The sequence below is a fragment of the Bifidobacterium crudilactis genome (assembly GCF_000738005.1).
Classification (GTDB): Bacteria; Actinomycetota; Actinomycetes; order Actinomycetales; family Bifidobacteriaceae; genus Bombiscardovia; species Bombiscardovia crudilactis.
Genome location: NZ_JHAL01000001.1, coordinates 483,609 through 496,743, shown reverse-complemented (window position 1 = coordinate 496,743; position 13,135 = coordinate 483,609). Strand labels below are relative to the sequence as shown.

Below are 13,135 nucleotides of genomic sequence, written 5' to 3'. Positions count from 1 at the left end.
AAGGAGATTCAATGCACGCCCAGTGGGGGAAACTTACACGCCATCGGTCATCTTCGCGACGTTCGCTCATCGCTTTGACCGCCATCGGCGCAGCACTCATGATGCTCGGCAGCTCGGTCATCACGGCGACAGCCGCCGAACCGACTGCAGGGTCGACAACCCAGAAGAACGTGGCCGCAAAATCAGCCACCCAGGTCGCAGATACCGAAAGCCTGCACACCTGGTGGCACGATAACGCCAAGAAAACATCTGACAGCATCGCAGACGATACGGTGAGGGAGTCACCGTTTTACACGACCCAGGTCGCCAGCGCATCCAGTCCCGACGAGTCGTACAAATCGTTCACCTACATGAGCGTGCCTCGCAACGGCAACGGGAAAATCGACTATACCGAACAGGACGGCGCCGAGTTCTCATCTCAAGCAGGAATGTCGATGTCCTGGTCCACCTTCGAGTATTCCGCAGATGCATACGTGGATGTGACGCTGGACACCGGTCAGACCATCAGCTCGGCGGATCAGGTCACCATTCGGCCGACCAGCGACAACTTCGAGAAGACGCTTATCGGCAACAACACCGTACGCATCAAGGTTCCATACAGCGACGCAGGATACCGATTCTCGGTAGAATTCGACCCTCAGCTCATCACTTCGTACAACGACAACTCTGGAGGCTCCGGAGCGCTCACCACCGATGCCGCCAGCGGGCAGGCCGTCAGCACCGAGCCGCGTAACGCCATGCTGGTATTCGCCCAGCCCCTGCTGACCGGCGGCTCGGCAAGTCAACACATACCCGACGCGAGTGCCTCCAATGTCAAACACGTGACACAAAAAGACATGAGCGGACTGGACACAATCGATTCCAGCATCGATACCCTGTACTTTGACCCAGGTACCTACTGGATGGGGTCCAAGTATCGTGCGCAACTGCCGAAAAACATCAAGTGGGTGTATCTCGCTCCAGGTGCCTACGTCAAGGGTGCATTCGAATTCCTCTCCACCGGCGACAGCTTCAAAGTCACCGGCTACGGCGTGCTCTCAGGTGAACAGTACGTCTATGAGGCAGATACCGCAGACGGCTACAACCATCTGTCCGCCGACAAATCCGACTGCCACAGCTCATGCGTGAAGATGCTGCAATTCGAGTCCACCGGCTCCCCGCAGACGCTCGACCTGCAGGGCGTGACGGTCGCCTCTCCCCCGTACCACACCTTCGTGATGTACGGCGACGAGGACGGCCCCTTCGCCATGACGGTGAACAACTACCAGCAGATAGGCGGCTGGTACTGGCAGACCGACGGTCTGGAAATGTACAAGGGCAGCACGCTGCGCAACTCCTTCTTCCATTCCAACGACGACGTCATCAAGCTCTATCACTCGAACGTGAAAGTGGACAACACCGTCATCTGGAAGAACGAGAACGGACCCGTGTTCCAGTGGGGCTGGACCTCTCGCAACGTCGACAACGTCGCCGTCTCCAACACCGATGTGATCCACAACCGCATGTATTGGAACGACCAGAAATACAACACCTGCGTGTTCAATTCCTCGTCCTCGTATCTGGACATGGGCGCCACCAACACCGCAGACACCGGCAAGAACTTCAGCAATCTGACCTTCACCAACACCAATGTGGAAGGCATGGTCAATTGCGGCATTCGTATTTTCGCCATGCAGAACACCCAGAGCATCACCATCAACGGATTCCACGTCGACTCATGGAACAAACTCAATCAGAGTGCCCAGGAAAGCCTGTTCAAGGCATTCACCGATTCCGACGGCAAACCCGTCTCCATCGGCAACCAGAGCACCGACCGTAAGGGTTTGCTGCTGCACAACTACACGGTGGGCGGAACGTCCATCATCAAGTCGGGAGACAACTGGTCATCCACTGAACTCGGCCGCCTGAACTTCGACGCAGGTCTGTGGGATAACTGGGACGCCACAGCCGATGGACAGGCCACTGGCGATGCCCCCACCCTGGAGCTGTCCGGTATCAACGACGGGGAGACCGCAGCCAAGCGCGACCTGCCGGTTTCAGGAAAGAGCAATGCCGCCAGCGTGCGAATTTCCGTCAACGACGGAGACTATTCCGAAGTGCCTGTGACGAACGGAGCATTCAGCACCACCGTCAACCTGCCGAATGTATCGAATACCGTACGCGTCACCGCAGTCGGCGACAACCAAGTAATGACCGTCAAACGATACAAGGTCTATGCTTTCGGCACACTCGTGGGAAGCCTGAACGACCCCAAGGGCGATGACAACGGGCCCGGAAGCTACGTGTATCCGAGCGACAGCGCATTCAACAAGGGCAGCTTCGATCTCCGCACCTTCTCCGTATATCGGGACGGGGGCAACATCCGCTTCGTCACCACCGTGGACGGCGGCATCACGAACGCATGGGGCGGCAACGGCATGAGCACCCAGAGGCTGAACATCTATCTGGGGAAGGCATCGTCGTCGAAGGCGCGTTCCACCGCAGCTGCGACGGCGGAACTACCGGGGACCAACACCTTCACCGAGGGTGCCTGGCAGAAAGCCATAGTCGCCGACGGAAGGAACAACGGCGCACGATATGGCAGCGGAGTATATGAGCCCGGCAACGAACCCAGCAAATCCGCCGATGTCGACCTCAGTGTCGTTCAAGGAAACGCCATCGTCGCCTCCGTGCCGTCTGACGCACTCACCGGAATCGATCTGGGCAACACCGGATATCAGGTCGCGATATTCAGCAGCGCAGAAGACTCCGAAGGCATCGGCAACGTCCGTCCCGTATTCAGCAAGGACTGCTGGGACGGGTTGAATTCCTGCCCGAGCTTCGTGCATAACTACCGTTTCGGCGGCGGCCTGGGTAACGTTGCCGACACTCCGGCTCATGACAGCGTAACCACGGACAGCAACGCGATTGATATCATCTCGGGCAGCCAGAGTCAGGCCGATCTGATGAGTCTGAAGAAGCAGCAGGTGGTGCTGCCCTTCGTGACCTTCGCACAGCAGGATACCGACAACCCGGGAGGCGAGGACGGCGGGAGCGGTACCACACCAGGCGGCAAAGACCAAGGCGGACCCCCCGCATCGCAGAATGCGAACGGCACGACAGACAAGCATCAACCGGCTCAAAAGGTGCTGGCAAGCACCGGAGTCAGCATGGCTTCCGTTATCGCCGTGACCCTGCTGCTGCTTGCTGCCGGAGGCATCTCCTACAGCATGCACCATAAGAACGAAAACTGAATCACCGATACAACCACAACGGGCTGTGCCCTCGGGATGAGCTATTCCGAGGGCACAGCCCGTTGTGGTCTTCTGTACGAGACGGCAGTCACACATCGCCGTGGCCAGAACCCTCGGCACTCCGCTCAGTGCGACGAAGCCACCAGATGAAGAGCCACCGCAAATCCCACAAGCGTCAACGACAGCAATGCGAATCTCGCAACAACACCCGATCCTGTGTCCGCCAAGCGCTCAGTGCCCGGTTGCCGCTCCGCTGCGGCACTCTGCGGAAGCGACGAAACCGTCGTCACCTCGCCAGCCGCGCCGAGATGATGGGCGTCGATGATATTGCCGTCAGGCCCCCAGAGCGTCGCCTTCCAGAACACGGCCCCTGCCTGCTCGGCACGAACGCCCGGACTGCTCGCGTCCTGCTCTGCCGAATCCGCTTCGAGAGCCACCCGCTCCTCCTGCAGCAAAGGTCGCAGCAGATCAGGCATCGTGTGCTCAGAAGTCGCGCCGTAGGCGGTGAAGGTCACATACGAGCCATCCTCGACCCTGCCCCGTATCTCTGCCGTATCGATGCATTCATCTCCGACATTCGCTTTCCCCGGGCTGGCCTTCGTCGTCAAAGTTGCCGCAGGAGGTGGCGAATCTTCAAGAACCCGTACCCGTTCCCAGGCATCCATGTAGGAGCTAGCCACCGGGGAGGCACGGTCATCTCCATGGAATTCGTAGATGAAGACGTAATACCCGTGGACGTCCGCGACGATATTCACCGGCATCCCATGGACGTCGGGCGCGCCGCCACCTATTTTGAAGACACCGTTCCTTGCCGGGTATTCCCATGTGCCGACCACCTTATGGTGTTCGTCCCCCTCAGGCGGGGTCTGCGTTGCCGGTTCGTACAAGATATCGTTCCGGGCATCCTCGGCGTCTCCCGACCACAGCAGTCTCACCCTGGCGACCGCGTTATCCGACGCGAATCCGAAATCGGGATTTCCCTTGAACTCCCCATGGTCAGCAGGAAAACCCGTCACGGTGATGGTGTCGCTGAGCACACTGCCCCGTGACGCGGTATGCTCCGTTACACTCGAGTCGACCAGTACCTGCGACCTGCCCGACACGGTCTCCAACGCATCGGGAAAGGCGGTGGCATAGTCGCCCTCCAGATACCCTTTGCTCTCATCGTCCTGCTCATCGCGGGCAATGACCCAAATCCAACTGCCGAATCCTCCGGTCGTCGGCAGGGCATACCGCTGCGTTCGCGCATCGTCCAGATACGCCGCGACCGTGAAACTCTGCCCTGCATCCGTAAACTCTATCTCCGAACTGGCTGCATGACGCAAACCCTTTCCCGCCAAGGCTTCGAGGGCCGCAGCCGAAGTATCGCCGCCCCCTGCGAACACCTCTTCGGAGAGGTCCGCGACCGTCAATCCCTCGAAAAAATACCCCTGCGCCTTCAAACTGACGCCTGCAGCCCAGACGTCCCCCTCCACGACATCCGAGTTGACGGTATCCTCAACCCCCTCGCCTCCGTCAAGCACCTGCTGAGGCACCCGCGAGGTCAGCACCGGGGAGAACGATTTGCGAACCTCTATCTCCTGTTCCTTGATTGCCGCTCGATGAGCACCGGAGCTACGCAGGTAATCCTGAGCGCTGACCAGCCGCTCGACCCCCTGATATTCGTAGTCCAAGGCCACACGAACCGGACCGTCGCCGGTGGCGACCCAATCCAGCCGGGAGCCATCCGCATGCGATACGCCGGCAATGTCGCTCTTCCCGTTGGCGGCGAACACGGCCGGCCCTATCAGCCGCGCCTCGTAGGGGACATCCGCCACCGCAGTTCCCTGTGGGTTGATGATATGCACTTCCACGAATCCACGACGTTTCGCCTCCGTGAAGCCAACCGAGCTCCGAGCATCGATGGGAATGGCCGTCCGGGCCTGTGCCCACAATTCCTCGGCCTTCTGGATGATGTCGGGACGTTGCGCCGACAGGCTGCTTCGACGGCTCAACCAATCCGGCATACGCAAATCGAAATAGTCGTGCACCAGGACGGCCACCGCAGCCTGAATCAGGGCATCATCACTACTGCGATACCGCTCGGCGAGGTAGGCGATCGCACGGGAGTCCTCGGAATCTCCGATGGCTTCGACATCCCCGTACCATAATTCCGCGGGCAAATCCGTTTCCATGCAATACCCTCGCCTTCCCTGAGCATCGACCACCAAGGGTCCTATTCGATGCTCAGCCGAGCGATGAGTGTAGGCAAGCGACAGCTGGTCCTGGGCCCGCACAAGTCCTTCCGCGGCCTGCGACGACGGCACCGTCAGCACCATCAGCATGAGACTTAGCGCCAACACCACCAGTGGCACAGCCCGTCTATGAAAACCGTGAGCACTCATCACTTACTCCTTCTCGCCTGTCCGTGTTCTTTACGAAGCACGAGCTTTTCACGGACCGGCCCGTCATCCATGCGAAGCCTCCGGGTGTGCACCAACGAGCTCGGCAGCCGGGAAAAGTGGACAATCCGTAAAACGGTTGCGGACAAAACCTCGAAAGCTCCATACAATGGGTATATGACAGCACCACAACGCAGCGGGGCACGCGCAGCTCAGCCCAAGACATCCGGCACATCATCGACGAAAAACTCGAAAACCGGCAAGGTTTCGAAAAACGCGGCACAACGCACGCGGAAAGCACAGGCGGACAACACGGAGCCACCACTGTTCGGCCGCGTGAACATCCTCGACGTCACTCCCTCGCAAGAGGACGACTGCTTCCCTGCAAGGGTGGAGCTGGGAGAGACCATCACCGTCAGCGCCCAGGTTTTCGTCGAAGGCCGCGCGAAGGTCGGGGCCACCGCCGTCCTGCGGAACCCGCAGGGTCGAGTGGTGCAACGCCGAAAAATGACATGTCTCAACGCCGGACTCGACCGCTGGTCGGGGCAGCTCCAGGCCGGACGACACAGCGACGTCAACCCCTGGGAACGGGGCTTCTCATCCATACGCCGTCAACTGGGATTGTGGACGGTCACCATCGAAGGATGGCGTGACAGCTTCGCACTATGGCTCCACGACGCAACAATCAAGGTCGAAGTCAATGACGACATCGCCAATGCCTTGGACGAAGGCGCACGCATCCTCACCGCCTGGGCCACGGACGACGATGCCGGTCTGGGAGCGCGGGCAAAGAAGACGCTGCTCAAGGCAGCCGACACACTTGCCGATATCACGTTGGACATCTCAGAACGTTTCGCGGCAGCGAATACGGCCGAGATACAGCGTCTGCATCAGAGCAATCCGCTGCGAAGCGACATTTCGCCGAGCAGGCCGAAAGCCATACTCGTGCAACGCCCCAAGTCGAGCTTCGCATCGTGGTACCAATTCTTCCCACGTTCGGAAGGCGCATATCTGGACCCGCAGACCCACCACATCGTGCAGGGCACCTTCGCTACGGCGACGAGCGGTCTGAACAGAGCCAAGGAAGAAGGCTTCGATATCGTCTATCTGCCCCCGATATTCCCTATCGGGCAGACCAATCGCAAGGGCAGAAACAATGCGCTCATCGCCGGACCATATGACCCGGGCTCGCCATTCGGCATCGGTTCCGCACTCGGCGGCCACGACACCGTCGATCCTCTTCTGGGCACGATGGACGATTTCCGTGACTTCTGCGACACCGCCCACAAGCTGGGCTTGGAAATCGCCTTGGACTTCGCGCTGCAATGCTCTCCCGACCACCCCTGGGTGAAGGAGCATCCGAACTGGTTCCGTCACAAAGCCGACGGCAGCATCGCCTTCGCCGAGAATCCGCCCAAGAAATACCAGGACATCTACCCCATAGATTTCGACGAGGACATGCCCGGTATCGAGCGCGAAGTCATCAGAATACTGGAACTCTGGATCGGCGCCGGTGTCACGGCGTTCAGAATCGACAATCCTCACACCAAGCCGGTCCGCTTCTGGCAGGATGTCATCAAGGCCATCAACAAACGTCACCCCGAAATACTGTTCCTTGCCGAAGCCTTCACCCGTCCCGGCATGATGCTGGCACTGAGCTATGTCGGATTCACGCAATCACACTGCTATTTCCCGTGGCGGAACACCAAAGAGGAACTGGCGGAGTATCTGACCTTGACCAACGGCGATACGGCCTACTACCAACACAATTCCTTCTGGCCTACGACCCCCGATATCCTCACCGACTATCTGCGCGACAACGGCATAGCCGGTCACGCGGTACGTGCGGTGCTGGCTTCGATGGGCTCGGCGAGCTGGGGAATCTACAACGGATTCGAGCTGATAGAAAACAGACAGCGCCCGGGATTCGAAGAACAGATAGACAACGAGAAGTACGAAATCAAGCTTCGTGACTGGGCGAATGCCGAACGCATCGGCATTTCCGGACTGTTGCGCACCCTCAATGACATACGGCGCGGCCACCCGAGTTGCCAGGGGTACCACAATCTCAGCATCCTCGGCACGGACGACCCCTCAATCATCGCCTTCGCAAGGCACACCAGCGCAGATTTCACGGAATCACATGATGCAGACACCATCATCGTGGTCGTAAACCTAGACGGACATAATGCCCATGCTTCCGGCGTGCACTGGAATCCCGCCGACTTCGGCTACGCACCCGGAGAAGGCCTGCCGATGCACGACGAGCTGAGCGGGCGCGAATTCGTATGGAATGGGGACGACTACGTCTCGTTGGCGCCATGGGCGGACGTGGCGCATATCCTCACCGTGAAAACCTCACAGTGAAAGCCCCCAAGGGGTGATGCACGCCACCGCTCGACGACTTCGGAACCCATACCCGCCGCCTTCTCGGACAGCGGGTATTGTGGTTGTAGTCAAGGCATCAACCCATTAACGTCAAGGAGACAACATGGCTGAAACATTCGATGTGGTCGTTGAAATTCCAAGGGGCTCACGCAATAAGTACGAGGTCGATCACGACAGCGGCCGCATCAAGCTGGACCGTACGCTCTTCACCTCCATGGGATATCCGGATGACTACGGATATATCGAAGGCACTCTCGGAGAGGACGGCGATCCGCTGGACGCCTTGGTGATGATTCCGAATTCGGTATTCCCGGGATGCGTCATCGAGTGCCGCGCAGTCGGTCTGTATCATATGGTCGATGAAGCGGGCGGTGACGACAAGGTGCTGTGCGTACCTGCCGACGTACGTTTCGACGACATCAAGGACATCGCCGACGTCTCTGATTTCCACAAGGCCGAAATCAAGCACTTCTTCGAGCAGTACAAGGCGCTTGAGCCAGGAAAGGAAGTCATGCCAGGAGACTTCTGGACGGATGCGGCAGCAGCTGAGACGGAAATTCAGAAGGCCGTCGTGCGTCTGTCGGAATCGGAACGCTGAGGCACGATACACCGTTGATGAGGCCCGCAACAATGAGGTTGCGGGCCTCATCTCGTATGGATTCCCGAACGGCCACGCGGTCACCAGGGCCTCGCGCCGCCAGGCACTGCGCCTCACTTTGCTCTCATTGAGAATAGATAACTGCACTAAAAGGACAGCTTTTGGCAGCAATTTCTCGGAAAAGCTATCCTTTTAGTGCAGTTATCATAGCGACGACTTACACGCTAAAACCTGAGAAGCGGAATTCCCCTAGAACACGAGGAAATACGTCGCCAAAGTCGCCATGTAGACGGCTATTCCTCCGACCATGACAGGCAGCAGACCGATACCCACCCGCGCATAAGCTTCCTTCGCGGTGTCCTCGTTCCACCATGATGATGCAGCAGCCCCCAGGGACAGCAGAATCACGAGCACCACCAGCACAACCAGCACGAAACCCACCACATGCTTCACTCCGCCCGCGGATTTGGCTATGCCGATGAGCAACGGCAGGAACGACCAGCCGGCGGCGCTCACGCAGGCGATGCCTCCGAACACGGCATGCGACAGCGAACGGATGAGATGCGAGCGCACACGGCGCAGCATCTGCGTGATGAACGCGATGATGACCAGTACAGTGACCAAGGTGCCGAAGACCACAGCCCATGAGGTAAGAGAAGCTCTCGACTCGCTCCCTGCATCGACTTCCATGACCAGACGAGGCACCACCACGGCCGAAGCCACGAAGGCGCATAGACCGGTCACCCCGGATACACCCCGTTCCACAAGACTTGTGGTCACCGTGTCGTCAAAGGGCCACCAGAACAACAGCGCGCCCAACATGGCCGCACCCACGACGATAATCCAGCACAGGATGACGGCGGGTACCGGCCAGAGAGACACGGCCAATCCCGAAAGCAGCAGCATCGAATATGCAATGAGCTGAACACCAATGACCCCTTTGCCTCTGCCCGAATCCTCGGGCCTGGGTCCTCGCACGTCTTTTTCGCTCATAACCACATCCTTTGATCTCACGAAGGCCATGCCACGCTCCGGCCTAAGAACCGCCAGAACTCAATTTAGCGCGAAGTGTCCACAACTCCTATTACAAAATAAAGCAATCATCTCCGCGACTGTACAATGAAACACAACATTGTCTGCTATCAGACCTTATATCAAAGGGGAACCGGCGTGACCGACTTGACGTTGATGACGTTTGCGGGTGATCCTGCAACCGTGTTGCCTTCACTAGCGCTGCTTTCTCACCGTGTACGCGTGCTGCCGATGGATGCGGCCTCCCTCGTGAAAATGCCTGAGAACACCATCCTCTTTCTCGACGCCCGCGATGATCTGGCGACGGCGAAGACCTTGTGCCGTCTCATTCATGCCTCCGGATTATCCACTCCGATCATGCTCGTGCTGACCGAAGGTGGTTTCACGGTCGTCAATTCACAATGGGGTGTGAGTGACGTCGTGGTGTCCTCGGCATCCCCGGCAGAGGTTGAGGCCCGGCTGCGCCTGGTTTCCGAGCGCGGCAACGCTGCCGCCGACAATGCCACTCAGGCGAACACGGCAATAGAAGGTCTGGACGGACAGATCAGATCCGGCGATCTCGTGGTCGATACCAACGGATACACGGCAAGTCTCCATGGACGCCCGATTGACTTGGCGTACAAGGAATTCGAACTCCTGAAATATCTGGTCCAGCATCCCAGCCGGGTGTTCACCCGCGCCCAACTGCTGCAAGAGGTTTGGGGATACGATTACTACGGGGGCACGCGTACCGTTGATGTGCATATCCGACGTCTTCGGGCCAAACTTGGCGGCGAATATGAACATCTGATTGGAACGGTCCGCAATGTCGGATACCGTTTCGATCCACCCGAAGGCGACCTTCAAGAGGACGTGGCACGCGCGCAGGCAATCGCATCCCTGCCCGACGGTGACGCGGATACCCATGAATAGACGTGCCCTGCGCGGGTTGGCACTGTGTACATTGGAACCGTGTGCATTCAAGCCGTGCGGATTGGCAAGCTCCTCAGCCTGCTCGCAACCTGACTGCACGCATCTCACGAAGCGATCCTAACCATGGCGAAGGAAAGCAAAGCCCACCGCCTTGAACGCATGCATGAGGAATACGAGAAACTCTGCATGCTGTACCCCGCGCCGCGATGCGCGCTAGACTTCTCATCTCCTCTGGAGCTGCTGGTCGCCACGGTGCTCAGCGCGCAAACCACGGATGTGCGCGTCAATATGGTCACACCGGAGCTCTTCGATACCTATCCGACGGCTGAGGCGCTGGCGGCGGCAAACCCCTCGCAGCTTGAGGACATCATCCACTCGACCGGCTTCTACCACGCCAAAGCGAAGCATCTCATCGGTCTCGGCGCCGCCCTGGTGACCCGCTTCGACTCTGTGGTCCCCCACACCATGGATGAACTGACCAGTCTGCCCGGAGTCGGGAGGAAAACGGCGAATGTGGTGCTGGGCAACGCCTTCAGGATTCCCGGATTCCCCGTTGACACGCATGTGATCCGCCTCACCCGCAGACTGCGGTGGAGGGAGGATTGGAAGTCGCCGCATCCCGACCCTGTACACATCGAGCATGAAATCACTTCGTACTTTCCTCCGGAGACATGGACCGACCTTTCGCACAGGCTCATACTCCATGGGCGTGCCGTATGCCATGCCAGAAAGCCCGAATGCAGCCGTTGCCCCTTGGCAGACACCTGCCCCAGCGCAGAAATCACTCCCACAACGTAGGACAGCCCATCCTATAGACTCGGCGATATGCAGAGGAAAGAACAACGGTCGTGGAAATCCGGCATCATCTTCCTTGTGACGCTTGTGGTGTTGGGGTCAATCGCATGGATTGTCTGGTCGACGTTCAACCACCGCCTGCCACTGGTCAGCAATCCCCTGACCTCGCAGGAGAGCATATCCGTGGGGGTTCTCGACGCACCGCAATCGCTGGATATTCGAAGCGAACAGGAGCCGGCGATTACGCAGGCCCTGCTGGGCAATGTCTATCAGACTCTCGTCGGGAAAAACGACAGGAACGCCCCCGAGGCGGCAATAGCAAAATCATGGGATGTCAGCGGCAACGGTTTGACATACACCTTCCATCTCAGTGACAACGTCACATTCAGCAACGGTGACGAACTCAACGCCCAGGACGTGGTGTGGTCTCTGCAACAGACAATCACCAAGAAGTTTCAAGGGTCCGACGCTCTTTCGGCACTCAGCGCAGTCAACGAGCTGGACGACCACAGTGTGCGCATCACGCTGAAATCACCGTCACCCGATCTGCTGCAGACGCTTTCCGGCAGAGCTGGAATCATCTACGACCAAGATGCCAAACTCAACTACTCCTCGCAGGCGATAGGCTCAGGCCCGTATGTGGTATCGCAATGGAACAAGGGCTCAAGCCTGACGCTAAGCCGGAACACCCGGTATTGGGCGTCGGCACCCAAAATCGGCGACGTCACCCTTCGCTATTACGGCAACGCCAGCGAGTTGTCGAAGGCTTTGGAATCAGGCGATGTGGATGTGGCGACGCCGCTCGATGCAGCGGGACTCCAGACAGCGCAGAACAATACTTCCCTCGCCGTCGCCAAGGGACTCAGCCAAGACGCGGTGGTCCTCGCATTCAACACCGACACCAGCTCGGTATTGTCCGATCAACGACTACGTCAGGCCATCCGCTTTCTTGTCGACAACGACGACATCATCAGCAAGCAGCAGGGGCTGGGAGCGGCCATCGGCGGACCGTTGTCTCCATTGGACGCCGGTTACGAGGATCTCACCGGATTATTCCCTCTGGACATCACCAAGGGCTCGGCCTTGGCGGCCTATTTCCCGCCCTCATATTACGGGGGAAGCCTGCGCCTGGTCTATCAGGACTCTTACGGCGAGCAACTCGGACAGCTCGTCAAGGCCCAACTGGCCAAGGGGGGAATACCGGTCACGGTGACCATGGTCAATGATGCCGACTGGAAACAGCGAGTGGAATCGCAACGCGCCTTCGACATGACGATTATCACCACATCCTCCGCGACCGACTCCGCACAATATGCGGACCCGTCGAAATCCATCACCAGATTCGACAATCCGGATGCACAGAACCATTACCGTCTTGCGCAGGCCGCAACCTCCGAGGCGGACCATACCCGGGAGCTCCAGGAATACGCGAAGGCCGTCAGCCAGGGTGCACCTGCCGATTGGCTGTACATGAAGGTGCCGGTGACTGCCTACAGCAGGAATCTCAAGGGCGTTCCCACCAACATGACCACCACATACCTCCCTCTCTGGAATATCTCGAAGGAATAACCAGGCCTCTCAACACCCAAGACAAGGTCTGACTTGCTCGCTGCTTCGCCCGCGACAGACATCCCTTATCAGTTTTCCAGTCGAATAACCGGCTCCCCCATACTGCCTTGTGAAGGAGCTCGTACGTCCTCTCTTCTGCACTGGCGACGCATTGCTAAGCGACATGCGGCGGCTCAGGAAACGATGACAAATCCCACATGACTCTGCGACGCCTCTGATGCCGAGGT

General features: G+C 58.7%; 8 protein-coding genes. 6 read left to right on the top strand and 2 right to left on the bottom strand.

Translation table 11 applies throughout. The features are described 5' to 3' along the window. Positions 1–11: 11 nt before the first annotated feature. Positions 12–3,233, top strand: a complete 3,222-nt coding sequence (locus tag DB51_RS01915) for a glucodextranase DOMON-like domain-containing protein (RefSeq protein WP_156958183.1) — start codon at positions 12–14, stop codon at positions 3,231–3,233. Positions 3,234–3,358: 125 nt separating this feature from the next. Here DB51_RS01915 and DB51_RS01910 read toward each other — a convergent pair whose 3' ends face one another. Next, positions 3,359–5,617 (bottom strand): hypothetical protein, encoded by a 2,259-nt coding sequence (locus tag DB51_RS01910; protein WP_051867161.1) that lies wholly within the window; start codon positions 5,615–5,617, stop codon positions 3,359–3,361. A 174-nt stretch (positions 5,618–5,791) separates the two neighbouring features. On the opposite strand from DB51_RS01910, the gene DB51_RS01905 reads away from it, so the two are divergent. Continuing rightward, positions 5,792–7,981: a maltotransferase domain-containing protein gene (locus DB51_RS01905; RefSeq protein ID WP_156958182.1), complete on the top strand. Its 2,190-nt coding sequence runs from the start codon at positions 5,792–5,794 to the stop codon at positions 7,979–7,981. 124 nt (positions 7,982–8,105) lie between these two features. Next, the gene (locus tag DB51_RS01900; RefSeq protein WP_034250844.1) at positions 8,106–8,600 is read left to right on the top strand and encodes an inorganic diphosphatase; all 495 of its coding nucleotides are present in this window, start codon (positions 8,106–8,108) and stop codon (positions 8,598–8,600) included. 249 nt (positions 8,601–8,849) lie between these two features. On the opposite strand, the gene DB51_RS01895 is transcribed toward DB51_RS01900, so the two are convergent. Further along, complete coding sequence (locus DB51_RS01895) at positions 8,850–9,593, bottom strand: hypothetical protein (protein ID WP_156958181.1); 744 nt, start codon at positions 9,591–9,593, stop codon at positions 8,850–8,852. Positions 9,594–9,770: 177 nt separating this feature from the next. Between DB51_RS01895 and DB51_RS01890 the strand changes: the two genes are divergently transcribed. From DB51_RS01890 to DB51_RS01880, 3 genes are all read left to right on the top strand, one after another. Then, entirely contained in the window at positions 9,771–10,544 is a 774-nt protein-coding gene (locus DB51_RS01890) for a winged helix-turn-helix domain-containing protein (RefSeq protein WP_034251272.1), read from the top strand. A gap of 123 nt (positions 10,545–10,667) precedes the next feature. After that, the gene (gene nth, locus DB51_RS01885) at positions 10,668–11,342 is read left to right on the top strand and encodes an endonuclease III (RefSeq protein WP_034250842.1); all 675 of its coding nucleotides are present in this window, start codon (positions 10,668–10,670) and stop codon (positions 11,340–11,342) included. Between the two features lie 27 nt (positions 11,343–11,369). Next, entirely contained in the window at positions 11,370–12,908 is a 1,539-nt protein-coding gene (locus DB51_RS01880) for an ABC transporter substrate-binding protein (protein ID WP_034250841.1), read from the top strand. The last annotated feature ends 227 nt before the right edge of the window (positions 12,909–13,135 follow it).

Excerpts from the sequence above, each read along its gene's own strand:
- DB51_RS01905 (WP_156958182.1), top strand. The coding sequence starts at position 5,792 with ATGACAGCACCACAACGCAGCGGGGCACGCGCAGCTCAGCCCAAGACA.
- DB51_RS01915 (WP_156958183.1), top strand. The coding sequence starts at position 12 with ATGCACGCCCAGTGGGGGAAACTTACACGCCATCGGTCATCTTCGCGA.
- DB51_RS01910 (WP_051867161.1), bottom strand. The coding sequence starts at position 5,617 with ATGAGTGCTCACGGTTTTCATAGACGGGCTGTGCCACTGGTGGTGTTG.
- DB51_RS01895 (WP_156958181.1), bottom strand. The coding sequence starts at position 9,593 with ATGAGCGAAAAAGACGTGCGAGGACCCAGGCCCGAGGATTCGGGCAGA.
- DB51_RS01880 (WP_034250841.1), top strand. The coding sequence starts at position 11,370 with ATGCAGAGGAAAGAACAACGGTCGTGGAAATCCGGCATCATCTTCCTT.
- nth (WP_034250842.1), top strand. The coding sequence starts at position 10,668 with ATGGCGAAGGAAAGCAAAGCCCACCGCCTTGAACGCATGCATGAGGAA.
- DB51_RS01900 (WP_034250844.1), top strand. The coding sequence starts at position 8,106 with ATGGCTGAAACATTCGATGTGGTCGTTGAAATTCCAAGGGGCTCACGC.